Here is a 22,748-nt window from a genome sequence, read left to right on the forward strand (position 1 = left end):
AACCCAGAAGGAGCTGCCATGACCGCCGTGGCCCATGAAGAACTGGTCCTGGACCAGGCCGCCGTCGACGCACTGTTCACCGAAGCCCGCACCGCCAATTCGTTCACGGCGGAGGAGGTCACCGAGGAGCAGGCCCGCACTATCTACGAGCTGACCAAGTACGGCCCGACGGCGTTCAACGCCCAGCCGCTGCGCGTGACCTACATCCGCACGCCCGAAGCCAAGGAGCGCCTGCTCAAGCACATGGCCAAGGGCAACCAGGACAAGACCGCCTCCGCCCCGCTCGTCGCCGTGCTCAGCTACGACTCGAACTGGCACGAGAAGTTCCCGGAGTTCCTTCCCGCCGCCGCACACCTCAAGGCCGCTTTCGACGGCAACGAGGAAGGCCGCCACAAGATCGGCAACAACAGTGCCAACCTGCAGGCCGGGTACTTCATCCTCGCCGTGCGCTCGGTGGGACTCGCCGCCGGCCCGATGAGCGGCTTCGACGCCGCGGGCCTTGACGCCGATTTCTTCCCCGAGGGCAATACCCACTCGTTCCTCGTCGTGAACATCGGCAAGCCGGCGGAGAACGCCTGGGGCGAGCCCAAGCCGCGCTTCGCCTACGAGGACGTCGTCACGACGCTCTAGCCGTAGTCGGCCGGAGAACTAGCCGATCACGCTGTCCACCAGTGACTTCGCCTCGGCCTGCACCTGCTTGAGGTGCTCCTCGCCCTTGAAGGACTCGGCGTAGATCTTGTACACATCCTCGGTGCCGGAAGGCCTGGCCGCGAACCAAGCGTTTTCGGTGGTGACCTTCAGGCCGCCGATAGCTGCGCCGTTGCCGGGGGCTTCGGTGAGCTTGGCGGTGATCTGCTCGCCGGCCAGTGTCGTGGCAGTAACGTCCGACGCGGAGAGCTTGCCGAGCTTGGCCTTCTGCTCCCGCGTGGCGGCGGCGTCGATGCGGGCATAGGCAGGGGAGCCGAACTTGTCGGTGAGCACCTTGTAGTGCTGCGACGGCGTCTTCCCCGTCACCGCGGTGATTTCCGAGGCGAGCAGGTTCAGCAGGATGCCGTCCTTGTCCGTGCTCCAGGCCTTGCCGTTGCGCCGGACGAAGGACGCGCCGGCGGATTCCTCGCCGCCGAAGACTCCCTCGCCGGAGAGCAGGCCGGGCACGAACCACTTGAAGCCGACAGGCACCTCGACCAGTTTCCGGCCCAGGTCCGCGGCCACGCGGTCGATGATCGAGGAAGAGACCAAGGTCTTGCCCACCCCTGCCGTCTTCGGCCATTCCTCGCGGTGCGTGTACAGGTACTGGATGGCGGCAGCCAGATAGTGGTTCGGGTTCATTAGGCCGCCGTCGGGGGTGACGATGCCGTGCCGGTCGGCATCGGCGTCGTTGCCGGTGGCAATGTCGTACTCGTCCTTGCGGGAGATCAGCGAAGCCATCGCGAACGGGGACGAGCAGTCCATCCGGATCTTCTCGTCCCAGTCAAGGGTCATGAAGGCCCACTGCGGGTCCACGGTCGGGTTCACCACCGTCAGGTTGAGATTGTGGCGTTCGCCGATCTCGCCCCAGTAATCCACTGAAGCTCCGCCGAGCGGGTCCGCGCCGATCCGCAGGCCCGAGCCGCGGATGGCGTCGATGTCCAGCACCTGCGGCAGGTCGTCGACGTAGGAGCTGAGGAAGTCGTAGGTTCCGGTGGACGCGGCTTCCATGGCGTTGGCCAACGGAACGCGCCGCACCCCGCTCAGCCCGGCTTCGAGCAGTTCATTGGCGCGGTTGGCGATCCAGTTCGTGGCGTCGCTGTCAGCAGGGCCGCCGTGCGGCGGGTTGTACTTGAAGCCGCCGTCGCGCGGCGGGTTGTGTGAGGGCGTGACCACGATCCCGTCCGCCTGGTCCGCGTGCTTGACCGGCCCGTAGTTGTAGGTGAGGATCGCATGGCTTAGGGCCGGCGTCGGCGTGAAACCGTGCCGGGCGTCGACCAGTACGTTCACTCCGTTCGCGGCGAGCACCTCCAGGGCCGTGTTCTGCGCCGGCTCGCTGAGTGCGTGGGTGTCCTTGGCCATGAACAGCGGGCCCGTGATGCCCTGGCCGGCCCGGTACTCGACGATCGCCTGCGTGATCGCGGCGATGTGCGCCTCATTGAAGGCGGCGTCCAGGCTCGAACCGCGGTGCCCGGAGGTTCCGAACACGACGCGCTGCGCCGGATTCGAAAGGTCCGGCACGACGTCGTAATAGGCGTCAAGCAGGGCGGTGAGGTCGACAAGGTCACTGGGAAGGGCAACTGTGCCCGCGCGGCTAGCCATGCCCCCATCCTTGCAGACTCGGTCCGTCCTGGGCAGTGCCGGCTACTTGGCCCCCAACGGTCAGCGGCCCCCGGAGCGCGCGTCGAGCAGGACGGCCACGGTGTTGAGCGCTCCCCAGCCGAGGGCCGTGCCGAGCAGTTTCTGCCGCTTGGCGGCATCGGCGCGCGGTGCCAGCACGACGGCGTCGGTCAGGTCGAAGAAAATCCGCATCAGCATGGCCGACCGGACCGCCTCCCTGGACCCCGAGGCGAGGGCCACGGCGCTCACCGCCAGGTCACGGAAGCCGTAGATCCTCGCGAGCGGGTCGTACTGGGCCTGCACGGACGGGTCTGCAGTAACCGCGTTGCCGAGGTGGCGCGGCTGGGCGAGGGCAAACACCGCGTAGGCGGCCGTGCCGGCGGACATGATCTTGCTGAAGAGGAACGCCATGGCTAAACCCTAGTCGGCCCTGTCCACCCGAAGAAGGGAGGCCGGAATCCTGCGTGCCGTTCCAGCTGGCCGGCCAGCGCGAGCAGGGTGGCCTCCGCGGAGGGCCGGCCGATCAGCTGGACGCCCATCGGCACGCCGCTCGGAGTCCGGTGCACGGGCAGGGTGAGTGCCGGCAGGCCGGTGACGTTGACCAGAGAGGACCACGGGGCGTACTGGCACTGCCGCTTGTAGTCCTCGTCCGGGTCGGCCTCCCAGTCTTCGCCGGTGTACCAGCCGACAGGCCGCGGGGGCTGGGCAACGGCGGGCGTAAGGATGACGTCGAAGTCCGCGAACTGGGCAATGGTGTCGTGTTCGAACTGGCGCAGGAAGGCCAGCGCCTCGGCGAGTTTGACGGCGCTTTTTTGCTGGGCGCGGCGCCGGAACGTGTGCGTGAGCGGTGTCAGGAACTGTTCCCGGGCCGGAGGGATCCGAGCGGCTCCGACGCCGGACGTCCAAACAGTGGTGAACGCCTCCGGGTAGCGGTTGTCGTAGCGGATCGGCGCCTCGAGCAGCCGGTGTCCGGCGGCGGCCAGCAGCGCAGCGGCGGCGTCCAGCGCGTTACGGGCCGCGGGCTCGACATCGATCGGGTACTCCGAGGCCCACGGCGTATCCAGGCCGATCCCTATCCGCAGCGGCCCCGGATCCGATCCGGCCGCATCGAGGAAGCTGCCTCCCGGGGCCGCCGAGGTGGCGTGGTGATTGGGCTCGGAGGCCAGCACGTCCAGCAGCAGCCCGGCGTCGGCGGCCGAGCGGGCCAGGGGTCCGGCGACGACGAGGCCCCCGGCGTCGGACTGTCCCGAACCGGACGGCACCCGCCCGCGGTTCGGCTTCAGCCCCACCAGGCCGGTGGCGGCTGCCGGGATGCGGATGGAGCCGCCGCCGTCGGTGCCCGGTGCGAAGGGCAGCAGCCCCGCAGCGACCGCGGCGGCACTCCCGCCCGAGGAACCGCCCGGGCTGGTGGTGAGGTCGTACGGATTTCGCGCCGGGGGCCCGACGCGGTTCTCGCTGTAGCCCGTCAGGCCGAATTCGGGAACCTGGGTCTTACCAAGGCTGATCGCTCCGGCCGCCCGGAGCGCGGAAGCGAGGGCGCCGTCGGCCGGTGCCACCGAGTGATTGAGCGCCGCGCTGCCGTGCGTCGTGGGTGCCCCGCGGACGTCGGTCAGGTCCTTGAAAGCCACGGGCACACCATGCAGCGGCGGCAGCATCTCCCGGGATATTCCGCGTGAGGCATACAAGGCGTCCGCCACCGTCGCTTCCTCCACGGCTGCCTCCGCCGAAACGTGGACGAAGGCGCCTAGTTCCGGGTTCAAGGCGGCGATGCGGTCCAGGTAATGGTTCACGACCTCGCGCGCGCCCAGCCGGCCGGCGGCGAGGCACTCCCGCAGCTCGACGGCGCTGAGCTCATGGATTTCCGCGCACATGCCGCTCAGCCAAGGACCCTCGGTTCCAGCCGCTCCTCGATGGCCGCACTGTCCGGGCCGTCCCCCGCCGAGCGGCGCACGATGTAGGCGCCCTTGCCGGGAATTTCGGTGACCGCCCCGGCTAGCTTGGTGCCGTGGTAGACCAGCCCGACGCCGTCGTCGGTGCAGTGGGTCTCACCGAGCGTGCCTTCGGCGACGAGTCGGTGCACGAGCGGGCGCCGCTGTTCCTCCGAGTCGTAATGCACGCCGTTGGCATACGGAAGGAACGCCAGGCCATTGGTGACGGCGCGCAGTTCGGGGCCGAAGGAGTCGGTCGTGCCGCCCTGGAACCAGCAGATGGACCCGGCGGACACGCCGGCAAGGACCACCCCGGCCTCCCAGACGCGCCGGAAAATTGCGTCCAGACCGTGGACCCGCCACACCGCCAGCAGGTTCGCCACCGAGCCGCCGTTGACCCAGACCACGTCCTGCTCCAGCAGATGGCCCTCGATGTCGTCCAGACCCGGCATGCTGAAGAGGTTCAAATGGCTGAGGTCGAAACCGGCGCTGCGGGCTGCCTCGTCCAGGTCCGCGTTGAACCAGCGCTGGTCCCCGTTGGCGGTTCCCAGGTGCGTGATCCGCGGCGTGCGCGACGATGCTCCGGACAGATCGACGGCGTGGTGCACCAGCCGGTGGAACTCGAGCCGGATGCGGCCGCCGCGGCGGTAGCCGCCCGAGGTGGCAAGAATGGTCGGCTGCGTGGCGGGCATATCTTCCCCTTCGACGGACGGATCAGCTCCAGCCTAACGGCGCCCGATGCTGGGCCCGGCGGAAGCCGCCGCTATAGGCTTGGAAGTGGCAAAACGACCCCGGAAGAAGCAGGAGGACGGCTGTGAGCGACGTGGTGAATGTGTCCGTGGAGGACATCCAGGATCCGGGCCGGGTGCTGGATGTGCGCGAGGATTATGAGTGGGAGGCCGGGCACATTGACGGCGCCCTGCACATCCCGCTTGGCCAGCTGCCGGAGCGGCTGGAGGAACTGGACCCGGACGTGGACTACAACATCATCTGCCGCACCGGCGGGCGTTCCTACCAGGCCACCCAGTGGCTCAACGGCAACGGCTACGGGGCCGTCAATGTCCGAGGCGGCATGGACGCCTGGCTGGTGGCGGAGAAGCCGATTGTGTCGGACAACGGCCAGCAGCCGACCGTGAAGTAGGCCCTTCTTTTTCGCCTGTTCAAAGCCGGACGGCTGGTATTGAATGGGACCTACCCGAGAGTAGTTCACCGACAGCAGGAAGGTGGGACCATGACCGAGCAGCACGGCGAAGGCCAATTCGAAGAGGGCCAGTACGAGGAAGGCCAGTACGGCGCCGCCGGGACGGAGCCGGGCAGGAAGCCAGGCGAGAAGGTCGATGAGTACGACGCGGGCGACTACGGCAAGGCCGGAGTGGAGGTCACGCGTCCCGGGGCCGAAGACGAGCGCCCGGCGGACAGCGGAACGTTCGTCGAAGGCGATTACGGCCGCGCAGGCGTCGCGACCACCGAGGAGGCGGAGCCGACCTCCGGCTACGAAGAGGGCGATTACGGCGCCGCCGGCGCTGTCGAACCCGGGCACGCGGAGCGCGTCGCCGAGCAGGACGACAACAGCTAGCCAGCCGGCGGAACGCGGACGAGCAGCGACGAGGGTTCCACCTCAACGGTGACCCTCGTCGCCAGCCCGGACGGGTCGCCGTCGATCTGCGTCTGGAGCGGATCGGCGCTGCTCATTACGACCTTGCGGGCCGTGTAGTAATCCAGCACCGGCAGGCCGCCGCGGTGCTGGAACAGGATCTTCAGTCCCATCGCCACCCAGCCGATGGCACTGCGCGGGCTCATGACGACGATGTCGAGCACGCCGTCGTCGATCATCGAGCCCGGCACGAAATCGATGCCGCCGGGAACCAGGCCGCAGTTGGCGAACAGGACGCTGCGCACCTTGCGCTGCTGCTCCGGTTCGTCGTCGAGGGCAACCCCTACGCGTTTGCGCCGGCCCGGCATATGCCGCACGCCGGCCTCCGTGTAGGCGAGCCACCCGACGGCCTTCTTCAGCTCGTCATTGGTGTCTCCGATGACCTCAGCGTCCATGCCCATGCCGGCGATCACCAGGAAGGTGTGCTCGGCAGATTCCCCGCTCCGCGCGTTCTCCACCAGCATCCGCGCGGTGTCGATCCGGCGCTGCTGGCCGAACAGGGCGGTCCGGATGTTCCCGTAAAGGTCCGTGACGTCCAGGTGCAGGTTCCGCGCCAGCAGGTTGCCGGTGCCCAGCGGCACCAGGCCCATGGCCACGTCCTTCCCCGCAAGGGTCTGGGCGGCGACCCGGACGGTGCCGTCCCCGCCGCCCACCAGCACGACGTCGGCGCCGTACTCGAGGGCCGCGCGCGCCTGCGAGTGGCCGGGGTCCTCGACGGTGGTTTCGAGGAAGAGCGGATCATCCCATCCAGCGCTGTGGCAGGCCCGCTGGATGAGTTCCTTGGCCCTGTCCGCATTGAGCTTTACCGGGTTCAGCACCACTGCCACCCGCTGCGGCCCGTCGGGTGCGCTGTGCGGCGCCTCCGCAACGGCCAGCCGGGTGTGCTTCTGCTGCAGTCTGCGCACGCCCCACCAGCTCGAAACGGAGAACGCGGCTCCCGCGGCAGCCGCAAGTGCGAAGATGAGGTTACGCATGGTGCTCTAACCATAACGGCCGCCCCTGCGCCCCGGCTGGGAGCTGCGCGGGGGCGGGAATCCTTTTCGATACCCTTAGACGGTGATCGATGTAAAAGAGCTCAGCGAGAGTCCCGAGAAGTTCCGTGCGAGTCAGCGTGCCCGCGGAGCGGACGAGTCCGTTGTCGACGCGATCATCGAAGCCGATTCCACGCGGCGCGCCGCGATCACCCGCTACGAGGAACTGCGCGCCCGGCAGAACGCCTTCGGCAAGAAGGTTGCCGCAGCCAAGGGCGAGGAGAAGCAGGCCTTGCTCGCCGAGGTGAAGGAGCTCGCCGGGTCGGTCAAGGCCGCCAACGCCGAGGCCGACGCAGCGCAGGCCAAGCAGGAAGCGCTGCTGCGCACGGTCCCAAACCTGGTCGAAGACGGCGTTCCCGAGGGCGGCGAGGATGACTTCGTGGTGCTCAAGACCGTGGGGAAGGTGCGCGATTTCGCCGCCGAGGGCTTCACGCCCCGGGACCATCTGGAGATCGGTGAGCTGCTGGGTGCCATCGATATGGAGCGCGGGGCGAAGGTGTCCGGCGCCCGCTTCTACTTCCTCAAGGGGGTCGGCGCCCGGCTCGAAATGGCCCTGCTGCAGCTGGCCATGGACCAGGCCATCAAGGCCGGCTTCACCCCGATGATCACCCCCACCCTGGTGCGCCCGGAGACCATGTCCGGCACCGGCTTCGACGTCAAGCACGACGCCGAGATCTACCGCCTCGCCGAGGACGACCTGTACCTGGTGGGCACCTCGGAGGTGGCCCTCGCGGGCTACCACGGGGACGAAATCATCGACCTGACGGCAGGGCCGCTGCGCTACGCCGGGTGGAGCTCCTGCTACCGGCGCGAGGCCGGTTCGCACGGCAAGGACACCCGCGGCATCATCCGCGTGCACCAGTTCAACAAGGTCGAGATGTTCACCTACACGACGGTCGAGGACGCCGCCGCCGAGCACCAGCGCCTGCTCGCCTGGGAAGAGGAGATGCTGGCCAAGGTCGAGCTGCCCTACCGCGTGATCGACACCGCTGCGGGGGACCTGGGGACGTCCGCGGCACGCAAGTTCGACTGCGAAGCGTGGGTTCCGACGCAGGAGGCCTTCCGCGAGCTGACCTCGACGTCGAACTGCACCACGTACCAGGCCCGGCGGCTGAACATCCGGGAACGGCAGACCGGGGAGGGCGCCAAGGGCACCCGCGCCGTGGCCACGCTTAACGGCACGCTGGCGACCACCCGGTGGATCGTCGCGATCCTGGAAAACCACCAGAACCCGGACGGGACAGTGAACGTCCCGGCGGCGCTGCGGCCCTACCTGGGCGGCATGGAGGTGCTTGGGCTGGCCGCAAGGTAAACATTCACGGCGGGGAAAACCTGTGAGTATTCACCCGCCGTTCAGAATCACTTGTGGCGTAACTCCTAGGCTGGCGGCAGGTCGCTCTGTTTCACTTGATGTATGACAACAATGATTCGAGCTGACATCGAGGATCAGCCGCAAAACGAAGAAACCACCCACCTTGTCGCCCTCGACGTGGACGGAACGCTGGTGGACCACGACGGCCACATGAGCGAAGAGGTCCGCGAGGCTGCCCAGGCCGTCGTCGCCAGCGGCCACCATGTGATGATCGCGACCGGCCGGTCGCTGAACGCCACCCTGCCGGTGATCGAAAAGATCGGGATCACCACCGGCTACGGGATCTGCAGCAACGGCGGCGTGACGCTGCGGCTGGACCCGTCCCTGCCGGACGGCTACGAGGTACTCGAGCGAGCGGTCTTCGACCCGGCGCCGGCCCTGAAGGCGCTGCGCGCCGAACTGCCGGCGGCCCTCTATGCGCTGGAGGACCACGAGGGAAACTTCCTCGCCACCGAGCGCTTCCAGGATGCGAGCTTCGGGCTCGAGGCGCGCGGCGTTGACTTCCACGAACTGCTCACGACGAAGGCAGTCCGCGTGGTGGTCTACAGCGCGGAGAACACTCCCGAGGAGTTCGCCCGGGCGATCGAGTCCGTCGGCCTGCACGGCGTGACGTATTCGGTTGGCTGGACTGCCTGGCTGGACATTGCCGCCGCCGGTGTCACCAAGGCCAGCGCGCTGGAGAGGATGCGCCACCGGCTCGGCATCAACCCTGCCCTCACGGTCGCCGTCGGCGACGGCCGCAACGACATCGAGATGCTCGGGTGGGCCGCCCGGGGCGTCGCCATGGGCCAGGCGCCCCGCGAGGTGCTGATGGCGGCGGACGAAATCACGGCGTCCGTGTACGACGACGGCGCCGCCAAGGTCCTGCGCAGCCTCCTCGGCTGACACCGGCGCACCCGGACCTCCTGCGCGAACGGCCAGGTACGGCGGGCTTCCGCGTTCGGAAGCCGCCGTACCTGGCCGTTCGGTGGAAGAACCCCTGAGGGGTCAGTGGCCGCCGTTGTCCTTCAGTCGCTTGAAGGAGGCCTCGACCTCGGCTTCGGCGTCCGCCCGGCCGGCCCAGTCCGCAGCCTCGACCCACTTGCCGGGCTCCAGGTCCTTGTACTTGGTGAAGAAGTGCTTGATTTCGTCCAGCACGTAGTCCGAAACGTCGCTCAGCTCCTGGATGTGGTCCCAGCGCGGGTCGGCGGGAACGGTCAGGATCTTCGCGTCCGGGCCGCCGTCGTCAGTCATGTTGAACACGCCCACGGGACGCACCTCGATCAGCACACCGGGCACGACGTCGACGTCGAGCAGCACCATGGCGTCCAGCGGGTCCCCGTCCTCGCCCAGCGAGTTCTCCACGTACCCGTAGTGGCAGGGGTACTGCATGGAGGTGAACAGGACGCGGTCCAGGCGCAGCCGGTTGGTTTCGTGGTCGATTTCGTACTTGACCTTGGATCCCTTGGGGATCTCGATGGTGATGTCGAACTTCAAGTCGGACTCCTTGGCGTTGTGAAGCGGATACTGAAGCGGGCCGGCGGGCGGCCGGCGCGGGGCGGCACAGGTCCGCCGACGTTTACTATGAGGATATAGGGGAGCAAGCCCAGGCCACACTTCGGCGGCCGGCCGGCCGGCGCCCCCGCGCAACGCCCGCCGCCCCCAGCAAGGACACCGCACCGCCATGAGCCGCCCCTTCCGTATCTTCGCCGCGGGCGCCCTGGCCGTGGCCCTGGCAGCGCTGGCCGTGCCGGTGGGGATGCACCCCGAGCAGGCTCTCTTTGGTGCCGATGTGCAGGCGAAACCGGCCTCGGCAGCCGTGCCCGCGGCCCAGCGCGTCCCCGCGGCGCTGGCAGGGATCAGCGGCGTCAAGGACCTCTCCGACCACGCTCCGCAGCCGTCCGGGCCGGCGCTGGCGTCCACCTTGGACGCCTCCCTGGACACCGGGGGCGCCGGCAACTTCACCGCCTCCGTGCTCGACGCCGCGACGGGTGCCACTCTGTACTCCCGCGGTGCCGAGGAGCCGCGCACCCCGGCCTCGAACCTGAAGCTGCTCACCGCCGCCACGGTGCTGCGCAACCTTGGCGCGCAAACCCGCTTCGAGACCCAGGTGCTGCAGGGAAGTTCACCGTCGGACGTGGTGCTGAAGGCCGGCGGGGACGTGCTGCTTGGCGACGGCGACTCGCAGCCGGAGAAGACGATGGGCCACGCGGGCCTGGGCACCCTGGCGAAGCAGACCGCGGCGTCGCTGAAGGCAGCCGGCGTCACCGGGACCGTCTCGGTGGCGCTGGACGATTCGCTCTTCTCCGGTCCCTCGCTCAATCCTGCGTGGGATCCCGGCGACGTCGCCGCCGGGGAGGTCGCCCCGGTGTTCCCGCTGGCCCTGAACTCGGCCCGCTACGCGCCGGATTCCACCTTCGGGCCCCGGCCGCAGGACGCGGGCCGCACCGCGGAGACGGAATTCGTGGCCCGGCTGCGCGACGCCGGCATCGACGCCACGCTCGGCAGCAGGCGGGGCGCCGGCGCGGCACGGTCCGGTGCGGCGGTGCTGGCGCAGGTGCAGTCCGCCACCGTCGTCGAGCAGGTGGGCTGGATGCTGGAGAACTCCGACAACTACCTGGCGGAGACCCTGGCTCGGATGGCAGCGGTCTCCAGCGGCGCCCCAGGTTCCATCACTGCTGCTCTCGCCGCGATGCGGGCCACCGCCGACGGACTGGGGATCCCTTCGGCAGGGCTGACCCTCCTGGACAGCTGCGGGCTGACCCTTGGGGACAAAATCTCCACGGCCCAGCTCGCGGCAGTCGCGCGGGCGATCGTCACCAGCATGGACCAGGACCTGAGGGCCGGCATCGACGGCTTCCCTGTTGCCGGGCTGAGCGGCACCCTCGACGACCGGTACGGCGACGTGGCCACCGCCGGCGGCAGGGGCCTGGTCCGGGCGAAGACGGGGACCTTGAACACCGTGCTCTCGCTCTCCGGCTTCGTGGTCGACGCCGACGGCCGGCTGCTCGTTTTCTCCTTTGTCGGCAACGACCTGACCCCTGGCAGCAAGGCTGCCAAGGCGGCACTGGACCGTTCGGCGACAGCCCTGGCCGGCTGCGGCTGCCGGTAGCCCCCGCGGGCTCCCGCCGGCGGCCGCCGAACCAACGGACCGGCTCAAGCGTTGTGTGATCTTATGGAGACCATGGAGACATCGCCGAGCTTGATCAACTGGGACCTCGCCGCGTCAACCGCAGCCCGGCTCGCCGGTCCGGGACCCAACTTGTCCGCCGCGGAGATCTCCGCCGCCGTTGAAAGCCTCCGCCGGCTGGCGGACGCCTCCGTGCCGCACGTCCACCACATCACCGGACTGGAAGCCGCCCGCGACCTGAGGGACTCGCAGGTCCTCGTCGTCGACAGGGCATCCTGGTCCAAAGCCAACACGCAAAGCTTCTCCGTGATGCTCAAGCCCACGCTTGAGAAGCTCCTTCAGACCCGCGGGCAGAACCTGACGCAGGCCAGCGCCGCCGTCGGAGGCGCCGTCACCGGGGCGCAGCTCGGGTCGGTGCTGGCGTTCCTCTCGAGCAAGGTCCTGGGCCAGTACGACCCGTTCGCGGCGCTGGCACCGGGCTCGACGTCGTCCCCCGCCGGGCGCTTGCTGCTCGTCGCGCCGAACATCCTGCAGGTGGAGCGCGAGCTGAACGTCGAGCCGGAGGACTTCCGGCTCTGGGTGTGCCTGCACGAGCAGACGCACCGCGTGCAGTTCGCCGCGGCCCCCTGGCTGCGTGAACACATGCTGGAGCAGATCGGCCGGCTCAGCGGGCTGCTGATGGGGGACATGGACTCGCTCGGACGACGGCTGGCGGATGCCGTGAAGTCCCTGCAGGAGCGCCGGTCCGACGCGGCCCCCGGCCCGGGCGGTCTGCTCGAACTGCTCCGCGACCCGGAGGAGAAGGCCACCCTCTCGCACCTGACGGCCGTGATGAGCCTGCTCGAGGGCCACGCCAACGTGGTCATGGACGCCGTGGACGCCAGCATCGTGCCCACCGTGAAGACCATCCGCCAGCGCTTCAACGCCCGCGGCAAGGACCGCGGTGCGGTCGAGAAGTTCATCCGCAACCTGCTCGGCCTCGACGCCAAGATGCGCCAGTACACCGACGGCGCCAAGTTCGTGCGCGCAGTGGTGGACCAGGTGGGCATGGAGGGCTTCAACCGGGTCTGGGCCGAGGCAGCCAACCTCCCCACCGAGGAAGAGATCCACGACGCCGGGCGGTGGATCCTCCGGATGGGCCTGTAGTGCCCGAGGGCCGCCGGCCGCGGCTGAGCCCAGTCGTCGCCAAGGCCCGGAGCGCCCTCGCCGACGCGCTCGGCCCGCGCGACCCGCACGGGCCCCTGCTGCTGGTTGCGTGCAGCGGCGGCCCGGATTCGCTGGCCCTCGCCGCGGCCACAGCCTTCTTCGTCCGGCGCGGGGACTTCCGTGCGGGCGCCGTCGTGATCGACCACAACCTGCAGCCTGGAAGCGCGCAGGTGGCCGAGCGGGCGGCAGCCAGCCTCCGCAGCCTCGGACTGGATCCCGTCCAGGTGCGCAGCGTCACGGTCGACGACGAGGGCGAGGGCCCCGAAGCGGCGGCCCGTTCCGCCCGGTACGCTGCGCTCGACGCCGCAGCGCAGGACCTCGGGGCCGATGCCGTGCTGCTCGGCCACACCCTGGACGACCAGGCCGAAACCGTCCTGCTGGGCCTGGCCCGCGGCTCGGGCGCGCGTTCGCTGGCCGGCATGCCGGCCGCACGCGGCCGGTACCTGCGGCCGTTCCTGTCGCTGCGGCGTGAGGAGACGCTGGGCATCTGCGCGGCCGAGGGACTGGACCCGTGGCACGACCCGACCAACGCGGACCCGGCGTTCACCCGCTCCCGGGTGCGCACCACCGTCATGCCGCTGCTGGAGAAGGAACTGGGGCCCGGAGTCGCGGAATCGCTCGCCCGCACCGCCGCCATCCTCACCGAAGACGCCGCCTACCTCGACGCGGCGAGTGCTGAGATCTACGCGGCGGTCCTGCGCGAGCCGCCCCGGGCCGGCGCCGCCCTGGAACTGGACGCAGCCGGGCTGCGCGCTGCGCCTGCGGCTCTGCGGCTGCGGGCCCTGGCCCTTGCCGCCGTCGCCTCCGCGGGTGTCCAGCCGAGCAGGGAGCGGCTGCTCGCCGTCGACGCCCTGCTGAACCGGAAAGGCGCCGGAGAGGTGCAGCTCCCGGGCCGGGTGTCGGTGTGGGCGGCTCCGGGAGCCAATCGCGACGACGGCCAGGGCAGGCTAGTCTTTATCAGTAGCTAACCCCCAGACACATCCCCGGGAGCCATTGGTGGATTCACAAGACGTCCAGGCAGATCTCAAGCACGTTCTCTACAGCAAGCAGGAGATCCAGCAGCGCGTGGCAGAGCTGGCCGCGGCGATTGACGAGGACTACCGGGACCGTGAGGTCCTCATTGTGGGGGTGCTCAAGGGAGCGGTCATGGTGATGGCCGACCTCGCCCGTGCGCTGCACAGCCACGTGTCGATGGACTGGATGGCCGTCTCCTCCTACGGATCAGGTACCCAGTCCTCCGGCGTCGTGCGCATCCTCAAGGACCTCGAGACCGACCTGATGGGCAAGAACGTGCTCATCGTCGAGGACATCATCGACTCCGGCCTCACCCTGTCGTGGCTGAAGGCGAACCTGGAATCCCGCGGCCCCGCCTCGGTCGAGATCTGCACCCTGCTGCGCAAGCCCGAGGCCGCCAAGGTCGAGATCGACGTGAAGTACGTCGGCTTCGACATCCCGAACGAGTTCGTGGTCGGCTACGGCCTGGACTTCGCCGAAAAGTACCGCAACCTGGACTTCGTGGGCACCCTCGCCCCGCACGTCTACGAGTAGAGCCCGCCGGCTGTCCGCCCAGAGGGAACTATTGAGCTTCGCCGTGCGTGAATGAATCCGAACGGTGTATAGCTAGATGCACCAGCTGCTGGCATCATGCCAGTGGAGTGCAGTTTTATCAGGAGGGACGGGGCTGGACCCCGAGTAAATGAACGTCAAGAACATCTTCAAGGGTCCACTGGTATGGATCGTTCTGGTCATCGTCATGCTCCTGGTTGCGTTCAGCACGCTCGCTGGCGGCGGCAGCAACCGCATTGACACCCAGAAGGGCCTCCAGCTGCTCAAGGACGGGCAGGTCGAGCAAGCCAAGATCTTCAACGGCGAACAGCGCGTTGACCTGGTGCTGAAGAACGACCTGACCGAAAACGGCCAGGACAAGGGCAAGAACGTCCAGTTCTTCTACGTCACCCCCCGCGGCACCGACGTCGTCAAGGCCGTCAACGACGCGAACCTGCCCGGCGGCTTCACCGACCAGCCGACCGAGAACAACCTCCTCGGCAGCCTGCTGCAGCTTTTCGTCCCGATCCTGCTGCTCGGCGTCATCTTCTGGTTCCTGCTCTCGCGGATGCAGGGCGGCGGCTCGAAGATCATGCAGTTCGGCAAGTCCCGCGCCAAGCTGATCTCCAAGGACCACCCGCAGGTGACGTTCACCGACGTCGCCGGAGCGGACGAGGCCGTGGAGGAACTGCACGAAATCAAGGAGTTCCTGCAGGAACCCGCGAAGTTCCAGGCCGTCGGCGCCAAGATCCCCAAGGGCGTGCTGCTCTATGGCCCTCCCGGCACCGGCAAGACCCTGCTCGCCCGTGCCGTGGCGGGCGAGGCCGGGGTGCCCTTCTACTCGATTTCCGGCTCTGACTTCGTCGAGATGTTCGTCGGTGTCGGCGCCTCCCGCGTACGCGACCTGTTCGAGCAGGCCAAGGCGAACTCGCCGGCCATCATCTTCGTCGACGAGATCGACGCCGTCGGTCGCCACCGCGGGGCCGGCGTCGGCGGCGGCAACGACGAACGCGAGCAGACCCTCAACCAGCTGCTGGTCGAGATGGACGGCTTCGACGTCAAGACCAACGTGATCCTGATCGCCGCGACCAACCGGCCAGACGTGCTGGACCCGGCGCTGCTTCGCCCGGGCCGGTTCGACCGCCAGATCGCCGTCGAGGCGCCGGACATGATCGGCCGCGAGCAGATCCTGCGCGTGCACGCCAAGGGCAAGCCGATGGCCCAGGGAGTGGACCTGCGCTCGGTAGCCAAGCGGACCCCCGGGTTTACCGGTGCGGACCTGGCCAACGTGCTCAATGAAGCCGCGCTGCTCACCGCGCGCTCCAACGCCCAGCTGATCGACGACCGTGCCCTCGATGAGGCCATCGACCGCGTGATCGCCGGCCCGCAGAAGCGCACCCGCGTGATGAAGGAAAGGGAGCGCAAGATCACCGCCTACCACGAGGGCGGTCACGCCCTGGTTGCGGCGGCTCTGCGCAACACCGACCCGGTCACCAAGGTGACCATCCTGCCGCGCGGCCGTGCCCTCGGCTACACGATGGTGCTGCCGGCAGACGACAAGTACTCCACGACCCGCAACGAGCTGCTGGACCAGCTGGCCTACGCGATGGGCGGCCGGGTGGCCGAGGAGATCGTGTTCCACGATCCCTCGACCGGCGCGTCCAACGACATCGAAAAGGCCACTTCCACGGCCCGCCAGATGGTCACCCAGTACGGCATGAGCGAACGCGTCGGTGCGGTCAAGCTCGGACAGGGCGGCGGCGAGCCGTTCCTCGGCCGCGACATGGCCCACGAGCGCAACTACTCCGACGAGGTCGCGTACATCGTCGACGAGGAAGTGCGCCGGCTGATCGACAACGCCCACGACGAGGCGTACCAGATCCTCACCGAGAACCGGGACGTGCTCGACCGGCTCGCGCTCGAACTGCTCGAACGCGAAACCCTGAACCAGGCCGAGATCGCCCAGGTCTTCGCGGATGTGCGCAAGCGCGATCTGCGCGAGGTCTGGCTGTCGAAGGAGACCCGCCCGGTCTCCTCGATTCCGCCGGTAGTCTCGCCCGCCGAGAAGGAAGCTGAGCAGCAGGCGCTGGAGTCCTCCCGGAGCGCAGCGGACTCCGACGACTCGGTCTCGGCGGACTCGCACCGCTAAGATTTCTGGAGTGAGCCACTTCGACGAGCCCAATCCGGACCTGCCCGACCTGGCTATCGACCAGCCGCGGATCGAAGCTGCGGTAAGGGAGATCCTGTTCGCGATCGGCGAGGACCCGGACCGCGGCGGGCTGAAGGACACCCCGCAGCGAGTCGCCCGCGCGTACGCCGAAATGTTCGCCGGGCTGCACCAGAATCCGGAGGCGGTGCTGGCCACCACCTTCGACCTCGACCACGAGGAGATGGTGCTCGTGAAGGACATTCCGTTCTACTCAACCTGCGAGCACCACCTCGTCCCGTTCCACGGAGTTGCCCACGTGGGCTACATTCCGTCGCACGACGGGAAGGTCACCGGGCTGAGCAAGCTCGCCCGGCTGGTCGAGGTCTTTGCCCGGCGGCCGCAGGTCCAGGAGCGGCTCACCACCCAGATCGTCGATGCCATGGTGAAGCACCTGAACCCTCGCGGTGCCATCGTGGTCGTCGAGTGCGAGCACATGTGCATGTCGATGCGCGGCATCCGCAAACCTGGCGCCAAGACCGTCACCAGTGCTGTCCGCGGGCAGCTTCATGACCCGGCCACCCGTGCCGAGGCCATGAGCCTCATCCTTGGAAGGTAGAAACATATGGACTCCCTCGCCGCAGCCCCCGGAACCGGGCCGAACACGTCGCCGCTTCCCGTCATCCGCGCGCCCCGGAAGCCCGCCGCCTTCGCGGACCTTCCCACCGGCCGCGCCCTGGTCATGGGAATTCTCAACGTCACCCCGGATTCGTTCAGTGACGGCGGCCGCCATGCCGACGCCGACACCGCCATCGCGCACGGCCTGCGGATGTTCTACGCCGGCGCGGACATCATCGACGTTGGCGGCGAATCCACCCGTCCGGGTGCCGAGGAGGTCGCCCCCGACCAGGAGCAGGCCAGGATCCTCCCGGTGATCTCGGCCCTCGTCAAGGCCGGTGCCCTGGTCAGTGTGGACACCACCCACGCCTCTACTGCCCGGGCTGCCCTCGCAGCCGGCGCGGCCATCATCAACGACGTCTCCGGCCTCACCGTCGAGCCGGACATGATCACGCTGGTGGCCGAGAGCGGCGTCCCCTACATCCTCACCCACCGCCGCGGCGACGCCGCCACCATGGACTCGCTGGCCCACTACGACGACGTCGCCGCGGAGGTCGCGGCGGAGCTGACCGGGGTGCGGGACAAGCTCTTCGCCGCGGGGGTAGCGGCAGAACAGATCATCGTGGACCCGGGCCTGGGCTTTGCCAAGAACGATGCGCAGAACTGGGAACTGCTGGCCAACCTCGGGCCGCTGAAGGAGCTCGGCCACCCGGTGCTGGTGGCAGCTTCCCGCAAGCGGTTCCTGGGCAGCCTGTTGGTGTCCGCCGGCAAGGCCGCGCAGCCGCTTGAGCGCGACGGCGCCACCGCCGCCATCACCGCCATCGCCGCAGCCAACGGGGCCTGGGGGGTGCGGGTGCACGACGTGCCCGCCAACCTCGATGCCGTCAAGGTCGCCGCCCGGCTCGCGGCCGCTGCCCCGGGAGCTTGAGATGCCGCAGGGAGCAAGGGTGCTGCCCGACCTGATCAGCCTGACCGGCGTTGCCGCCGTCGGCCACCATGGCGTGTTCGACCACGAGCGGCGCACCGGGCAGCCCTTCGTCGTGGACGCCGTGCTGCACACCGACGTGCGCGCAGCCGCCGCGGGGGACGACCTGCGCCTGACCGTCAACTATGCGGAGGTGGCGGAGGATATCCGTGCCGTCATCACTGGGGAACCGCTGAACCTGATCGAGACGGTGGCCGAGCGCATTGCCGCGTCCCTGCTGGAGAAGTTCCGCCCGGCGGCAGTCCAGGTGACCGTGCATAAGCCCAAGGCTCCGATCGAGGTGCCGTTCAGCGACGTGTCCGTGACGGTGTTCCGGGAGGCGCCATGACGGGCCTGCCCGGTCCCGGCACCGCCGCCGCCGGGCCCACCGCGTCCGGACCGTCCTTCGTCCGCGCCGTGCTGGCGCTCGGCAGCAACCTCGGCGCCCGGCAGGACACCCTTTCGGCCGCCGTTGCGGACCTGGTGGACCGGCCCGAGGTGCGGCTGTGCGGTGTCTCTCCCGTGGTGCAGACCAAACCCGTGGGGGGCCCGGACCAGCCCGACTACCTGAACATGGTGATCGAGATCGAGACCGGCCTCAGCCCGCTGGAACTGCTCGAGCACTGCCATGCGGTGGAAGCGGCGCACCTGCGCACCCGGGAGGTGCGTTGGGGACCGCGCACGCTTGATGTGGACATCATCACCTACGACGACCTCGTCCTCGACGACCCGCGCCTGACCCTGCCGCATCCGCGGGCGCGCGAACGCGCCTTCGTGCTTTACCCGTGGGCGGCAATGGACGCACAGGCCACTCTCGCGGGCGAGTCCGTGGCCGACCTGGCGGCCCGCGCTGAGGACCTGCCAGGGGTGCGCCCCTACGACGGGTACGTGGTCCGGGACGGCGTCCTGCAGCCGGCCGAGAGGGGCGGAGCGGCGCTGTGAAGACCCTCCGGTTGTTCGTCCTGCTGCTCACGGCCATCGTGTCCGGGCTGGTCGGCTGGGTGGCCACCCAGATCACCAACCGCGCCAGTCTTCCCACCCCTGTGCTGCCGGCGAGCTCACTGTTCACCATGGCGGTCATTCTCGGCGTCACCCTCGTCCTCGGCATCCGGGTCTGGCGCTGGCGCCAGGGCAAGCGCACCCGGATGCTCAACCCGATCCTTGCCGCCTACACGCTGGTGCTGGCCCAGGCCTGCGCCTACGTGGGAGCCGTGCTGCTCGGCTGGCACGGCGGCATCCTGTTCGACCAGTTGCCGGCCTGGGCGCTGCGCTCGGACCAGACCGTGAGCCTGATGTCGCTGGCGATCATGGGCGGGGGACTGGTGATGGTCGTCGTCGGGATGATCGTCGAGCGCTTCTGCCGGATCCCGCCGGAGGACAGCGGAGGAGCCGGCGGCGGCGTGAACAAGCGCAAGCCGGAAGGGGAGGGCAAGTATGCCTGAATCCAGCGGACCGGGAGCCAAACCCGGGCGGCTCGGCGTCGGAGTGATCGGCGCCGGGAAGGTCGGCGCCGTGCTTGGAGCGGCCCTGCGCGGTGCCGGGCACGGCGTCGTCGGCGTTTCCGCCGTGTCCGAGGCGAGCCGCGACCGCGCGGAAAACCTGCTGCCGGGCGTGCCGATACTGGAAATCCCGCAGATCATCGAACGCGCCGAACTGGTGCTCCTCGCGGTGCCGGACGACGCGCTTGGCCCGCTCGTGGAAGGCCTCGCCGCGACCGGCGCCTGGCAGGCCGGCCAGCTGGTGGCGCACACGTCGGGGCGCTTCGGGACCGCAGTGCTGGCCGCGGCCAAGCGGGCCGGTGCCATCCCGCTGGCCATCCACCCCGCCATGACCTTCACCGGAATGAGCCTTGACCTGACCAGGCTGCAGGACTGCAGCTTCGGTGTCACGGCGGAGCGGATGATGCTGCCCATCGCGCAGGCCCTCGTGGTGGAGATGGGCGCCGAGCCGGTCGTCATCGAAGAGCAGGACCGCGCCCTCTACCACGCGGCCCTCGCCCACGCCTCCAACCACCTGGTGACGCTCGCCGCCCAGTCCGCGCAGCTGCTGCAAGGCATCGGAGTGGCGGAACCGGACCGGGTGCTGGGGCCGCTGCTGCGCGCGTCGCTGGAGAACGCGCTCGCCTCGGGCGAATCGGCGCTCACGGGCCCTGTGGCCCGCGGCGACGCAGGCACCGTCGCCGCGCACCTGGACGCGCTCCGGGACCAGCAGCCCGACATCCCTGCGGCCTACCTCGCGATGGCCAGGGCGACGGCGGAGCGGGCTGAAGCCCGCGGCATGCTCAAACCGGAGCAGGCCCGGTCGGTCGGCGCCGCCCTGGACGCGGCGGCGGATATGCTCGGAAGGCCCTCCGCACGCGGCGGATCAGGGACACGGAAGGACACAGCAGAATGAGCCCGAGGGTGGTCACGACCCAGGCGGACCTTCAGGAAGCGGCAGCGGGACTGCTGGCGGAACGGCGCGGCAGCAGCCTGGGCCTGGTTCCCACGATGGGGGCGCTGCACAGCGGCCACGCCGCGCTGGCCCGGGCCGCCGCCGGGTCCAACGACGTGAGCGTCGCCTGGATCTTCGTGAACCCGCTGCAGTTCGGGGACGCCACGGACCTGGACCGCTACCCGCGGACGCTCGACGCCGACGTCGCCCTGCTCGAGGACTGCGGGGTGGACCTGGTGTTCGCTCCGTCCGTGGAGGAGGTGTACCCGGCCGGCCCGCCACGGGTGCGGATCACCGCGGGCGAGCTGGGCGAAAGGTTCGAAGGCGCCTCCCGGCCAGGGCACTTCGACGGGGCGCTGACCGTGGTGGCGAAGCTGCTGCACCTGTGCGCCCCGCCCGCCCCCGCAACCTACCGTGCCTACTTCGGCCAGAAGGACGCCCAGCAGCTGGTCCTGGTGCAGCGGATGGTGGCCGACTTGAACTTTGCCGTGGAAATCGTCCCGGTGCCCATCGTGCGGGCCGAGGACGGCCTCGCCCTCTCCAGCCGCAACCGCTTCCTCAGCCCCGAGGAGCACGACGGCGCCCTCGTGCTCTCCCGCGCACTGCGCTACCTCGAGGCCCGGGCCCGCAACCACGAAGCGCTGGACATCGACGGCGCCCAGGCGATGATCGAATCCGCTCCGCACGTGCAGCTGGACTATCTGGAAGTGGTGGACCCGGAGACCCTGGCGCCGCTGGCCGAGAACTGCCGCCGCGTACCGTTCCGCGGCGAGGCCCTGGTCCTCGTGGCCGCGGCGGTGGGCCCGGTGCGGCTGATCGACAACATGCCGCTACGCTCCTGAGCCCGCGCGGACAGGTTCACGCCAACCGGTAAACTTAATCACCGTGACCGATACCAAGCCCACCCTTGAAGCCTCCGACACCTCCGAGCAGATGCAGATCCGCCGGGAGAAGCGGGCCAGGCTCCTCGAGCGCGGCGTCCACCCCTACCCTGCCGGAGTGGACCGCACCCACACGCTCGAAGAGATCCGGGAGAAGTACGGCCACCTCGAGGCCGATGAGACCACCGGCGACGTCGTCGGCGTCGCGGGCCGCATCGTGTTCATCCGCAACACCGGAAAGCTCTGTTTCGCCACCCTGCAGGAGGGCGCCGGCAACCGGTTGCAGGCGATGATCAGCCTCGCCAACGTGGGCGAGGAGGCCCTTGCGGACTGGAAGGCCCTGGTCGACCTGGGCGACCATGTCTACATCCACGGCGAGGTGATCAGCTCCAAGCGCGGCGAACTCTCGATCATGGCCGATTCGTGGCAGCTGGCCTCCAAGGCGCTGCGGCCACTGCCCACGCTGCACAAGGAACTCTCCGAGGAATCCCGCGTCCGCCAGCGGTACGCGGACCTGATCGTCCGGCAGGAAGCACGGGACATGGTGCGCACCCGCGCCGCGGTCACCCGCGCTGTCCGGGACACCCTGAACAACAGCGACTTCATCGAGATTGAAACCCCGATCCTGCAGCTGGTGCACGGCGGCGCGACCGCCCGCCCGTTCGGCACCCACCTGAACGCGTTCGACCAGCAAATGACGCTGCGCATCGCGACCGAGCTCTACCTCAAGCGCGCCGTCGTCGGCGGCGTGGAGAAGGTCTTCGAGATCGGCCGCGTGTTCCGCAACGAGGGGGTGGACTCCACGCACAGCCCCGAGTTCACCACGCTGGAGGCGTACGAGGCGTACGGGGACCAGAAGACCATGGCCGACCTGATGCAGCGCATCATCCTGGCCTGCGCGGACGCGATCGGCACGCGCAGCATCGAGACCGAGGCCGGGACCATTGAGCTCGACGGCGAATGGCGCTGGCTGTCCGTCTACCCGGGCCTGTCCGAGGCGGTGGGCCGGGACATCACTCCGGACACCACCGAGGCCGAGCTGCAGGCCATCGCCGCCGAGCGCGGCGTGAAGTTCGACCCGAAGTGGCATGCCGAGAAGCTCGTCGTCGAGTTGTTCGGCGAGCTGGTCGAACCGACCCTGCTGCAGCCGACGTTCGTGTGCGACTACCCGCCGTCGGCGCAACCGCTGGCGCGGCCGCACCGCGAGGACGACCGGCTGATCGAGGCGTGGGACCTTATTATAGGCGGGATGGAGCGCGGCACCGCCTTCACCGAACTCATCGACCCGATCATCCAGCGCGAACGCCTCACCGAACAATCCCGGCTCGCCGCGGCCGGCGACGTGGAGGCGATGCAGCTCGACGAGGACTTCCTGCGCGCCCTCGAGTACGGGGCTCCGCCGATGGGCGGGCTCGGCCTTGGCATCGACCGGCTCGTCATGCTGTTCACCCAGACGGGCATCCGCGAGACGATCCTCTTCCCCCTGCTCAAGCCCGAGGCCTGAGCCGGGACGGAACCAGTTGGGAGCTTCCGGGACTCCCCGGAAGCTCCCAG

Annotated in this window: 24 protein-coding genes; 18 read left to right on the forward strand and 6 right to left on the reverse strand. The window is 69.2% G+C overall.

The window, feature by feature from the left end; genetic code table 11:
- Positions 1-18 precede the first annotated feature (18 nt).
- The gene (locus tag KIH31_RS11665; protein WP_214427314.1) at positions 19-630 is read left to right on the forward strand and encodes a malonic semialdehyde reductase; all 612 of its coding nucleotides are present in this window, start codon (positions 19-21) and stop codon (positions 628-630) included.
- An 18-nt stretch (positions 631-648) separates the two neighbouring features.
- On the opposite strand, the gene pgm is transcribed toward KIH31_RS11665, so the two are convergent.
- Genes pgm through KIH31_RS11685 form a run of 4 tightly spaced genes read right to left on the reverse strand, consistent with a single transcriptional unit; the run spans position 649 to position 4,927 of the window.
- Positions 649-2,289, reverse strand: coding sequence for a phosphoglucomutase (alpha-D-glucose-1,6-bisphosphate-dependent) (gene pgm, locus KIH31_RS11670; RefSeq protein WP_214427315.1), 1,641 nt, complete (start codon positions 2,287-2,289; stop codon positions 649-651).
- Positions 2,290-2,349: 60 nt separating this feature from the next.
- A complete protein-coding gene (locus KIH31_RS11675; protein ID WP_214427316.1) occupies positions 2,350-2,718 on the reverse strand; it encodes a DUF4267 domain-containing protein in 369 nt (122 codons plus the stop codon).
- Positions 2,719-2,720: 2 nt separating this feature from the next.
- Positions 2,721-4,178 carry an amidase gene (locus KIH31_RS11680; protein WP_214427317.1) on the reverse strand — a complete coding sequence of 486 codons (1,458 nt, stop codon included), beginning with the start codon at positions 4,176-4,178 and terminating at the stop codon, positions 2,721-2,723.
- Positions 4,179-4,183: 5 nt separating this feature from the next.
- Complete coding sequence (locus KIH31_RS11685; protein ID WP_214427318.1) at positions 4,184-4,927, reverse strand: peptidase E; 744 nt, start codon at positions 4,925-4,927, stop codon at positions 4,184-4,186.
- A 122-nt stretch (positions 4,928-5,049) separates the two neighbouring features.
- On the opposite strand from KIH31_RS11685, the gene KIH31_RS11690 reads away from it, so the two are divergent.
- Together KIH31_RS11690 and KIH31_RS11695 are read left to right on the forward strand one after the other, a co-directional pair.
- Complete coding sequence (locus KIH31_RS11690) at positions 5,050-5,376, forward strand: rhodanese-like domain-containing protein (protein ID WP_214427319.1); 327 nt, start codon at positions 5,050-5,052, stop codon at positions 5,374-5,376.
- Between the two features lie 90 nt (positions 5,377-5,466).
- Positions 5,467-5,811 (forward strand): hypothetical protein, encoded by a 345-nt coding sequence (locus KIH31_RS11695; protein ID WP_214427320.1) that lies wholly within the window; start codon positions 5,467-5,469, stop codon positions 5,809-5,811.
- Here KIH31_RS11695 and KIH31_RS11700 read toward each other — a convergent pair.
- Positions 5,808-6,863 carry a diacylglycerol kinase family protein gene (locus KIH31_RS11700; protein WP_214427321.1) on the reverse strand — a complete coding sequence of 352 codons (1,056 nt, stop codon included), beginning with the start codon at positions 6,861-6,863 and terminating at the stop codon, positions 5,808-5,810. The two genes, KIH31_RS11695 and KIH31_RS11700, sit on opposite strands and share 4 nt — an antisense overlap.
- Before the next feature lie 82 nt (positions 6,864-6,945).
- Between KIH31_RS11700 and serS the strand changes: the two genes are divergently transcribed.
- Both serS and KIH31_RS11710 read left to right on the forward strand, forming a co-directional pair.
- Entirely contained in the window at positions 6,946-8,232 is a 1,287-nt protein-coding gene (gene serS / locus KIH31_RS11705; RefSeq protein ID WP_214427322.1) for a serine--tRNA ligase, read from the forward strand.
- A gap of 102 nt (positions 8,233-8,334) precedes the next feature.
- Entirely contained in the window at positions 8,335-9,177 is an 843-nt protein-coding gene (locus KIH31_RS11710; RefSeq protein WP_214427323.1) for an HAD family hydrolase, read from the forward strand.
- A gap of 102 nt (positions 9,178-9,279) precedes the next feature.
- Here the strand turns inward: KIH31_RS11710 and KIH31_RS11715 are convergent, their stop codons facing one another.
- Positions 9,280-9,768: an inorganic diphosphatase gene (locus tag KIH31_RS11715; RefSeq protein ID WP_214427324.1), complete on the reverse strand. Its 489-nt coding sequence runs from the start codon at positions 9,766-9,768 to the stop codon at positions 9,280-9,282.
- 187 nt (positions 9,769-9,955) lie between these two features.
- Between KIH31_RS11715 and dacB the strand changes: the two genes are divergently transcribed.
- The 13 genes from dacB (at position 9,956) to lysS (ending at position 22,698) form a co-directional block, all read left to right on the forward strand.
- Positions 9,956-11,383 carry a D-alanyl-D-alanine carboxypeptidase/D-alanyl-D-alanine-endopeptidase gene (gene dacB / locus KIH31_RS11720; RefSeq protein WP_214427325.1) on the forward strand — a complete coding sequence of 476 codons (1,428 nt, stop codon included), beginning with the start codon at positions 9,956-9,958 and terminating at the stop codon, positions 11,381-11,383.
- A 63-nt stretch (positions 11,384-11,446) separates the two neighbouring features.
- Positions 11,447-12,547, forward strand: coding sequence for a zinc-dependent metalloprotease (locus KIH31_RS11725; protein ID WP_214427326.1), 1,101 nt, complete (start codon positions 11,447-11,449; stop codon positions 12,545-12,547).
- Positions 12,547-13,575 (forward strand): tRNA lysidine(34) synthetase TilS, encoded by a 1,029-nt coding sequence (gene tilS / locus KIH31_RS11730; protein ID WP_214427327.1) that lies wholly within the window; start codon positions 12,547-12,549, stop codon positions 13,573-13,575. The genes KIH31_RS11725 and tilS overlap by 1 nt, the downstream gene beginning before the upstream one ends.
- Positions 13,576-13,603: 28 nt before the next feature.
- A complete protein-coding gene (gene hpt / locus KIH31_RS11735) occupies positions 13,604-14,155 on the forward strand; it encodes a hypoxanthine phosphoribosyltransferase (protein WP_214427328.1) in 552 nt (183 codons plus the stop codon).
- Between the two features lie 148 nt (positions 14,156-14,303).
- The gene (gene ftsH / locus KIH31_RS11740; protein ID WP_214427329.1) at positions 14,304-16,301 is read left to right on the forward strand and encodes an ATP-dependent zinc metalloprotease FtsH; all 1,998 of its coding nucleotides are present in this window, start codon (positions 14,304-14,306) and stop codon (positions 16,299-16,301) included.
- Between the two features lie 55 nt (positions 16,302-16,356).
- A complete protein-coding gene (folE, locus tag KIH31_RS11745) occupies positions 16,357-16,917 on the forward strand; it encodes a GTP cyclohydrolase I FolE (protein ID WP_214427664.1) in 561 nt (186 codons plus the stop codon).
- 6 nt (positions 16,918-16,923) lie between these two features.
- Positions 16,924-17,844, forward strand: a complete 921-nt coding sequence (gene folP, locus KIH31_RS11750; protein ID WP_214427330.1) for a dihydropteroate synthase — start codon at positions 16,924-16,926, stop codon at positions 17,842-17,844.
- A 1-nt stretch (position 17,845) separates the two neighbouring features.
- Positions 17,846-18,229 carry a dihydroneopterin aldolase gene (gene folB, locus KIH31_RS11755; RefSeq protein ID WP_214427331.1) on the forward strand — a complete coding sequence of 128 codons (384 nt, stop codon included), beginning with the start codon at positions 17,846-17,848 and terminating at the stop codon, positions 18,227-18,229.
- Positions 18,226-18,822 carry a 2-amino-4-hydroxy-6-hydroxymethyldihydropteridine diphosphokinase gene (gene folK, locus KIH31_RS11760; RefSeq protein WP_214427332.1) on the forward strand — a complete coding sequence of 199 codons (597 nt, stop codon included), beginning with the start codon at positions 18,226-18,228 and terminating at the stop codon, positions 18,820-18,822. Before folB ends, folK begins: the two co-directional genes overlap by 4 nt.
- The gene (locus tag KIH31_RS11765) at positions 18,819-19,322 is read left to right on the forward strand and encodes a DUF3180 domain-containing protein (RefSeq protein WP_214427333.1); all 504 of its coding nucleotides are present in this window, start codon (positions 18,819-18,821) and stop codon (positions 19,320-19,322) included. Before folK ends, KIH31_RS11765 begins: the two co-directional genes overlap by 4 nt.
- Entirely contained in the window at positions 19,315-20,274 is a 960-nt protein-coding gene (locus KIH31_RS11770; protein WP_214427334.1) for a Rossmann-like and DUF2520 domain-containing protein, read from the forward strand. Before KIH31_RS11765 ends, KIH31_RS11770 begins: the two co-directional genes overlap by 8 nt.
- Positions 20,271-21,155, forward strand: coding sequence for a pantoate--beta-alanine ligase (panC, locus tag KIH31_RS11775; protein WP_214427335.1), 885 nt, complete (start codon positions 20,271-20,273; stop codon positions 21,153-21,155). Before KIH31_RS11770 ends, panC begins: the two co-directional genes overlap by 4 nt.
- A gap of 91 nt (positions 21,156-21,246) precedes the next feature.
- Positions 21,247-22,698 carry a lysine--tRNA ligase gene (gene lysS, locus KIH31_RS11780; RefSeq protein ID WP_214427665.1) on the forward strand — a complete coding sequence of 484 codons (1,452 nt, stop codon included), beginning with the start codon at positions 21,247-21,249 and terminating at the stop codon, positions 22,696-22,698.
- Positions 22,699-22,748 lie beyond the last annotated feature (50 nt).

It is taken from the genome of Paenarthrobacter sp. DKR-5, assembly GCF_018531425.1.
Classification (GTDB): Bacteria; Actinomycetota; Actinomycetes; order Actinomycetales; family Micrococcaceae; genus DKR-5.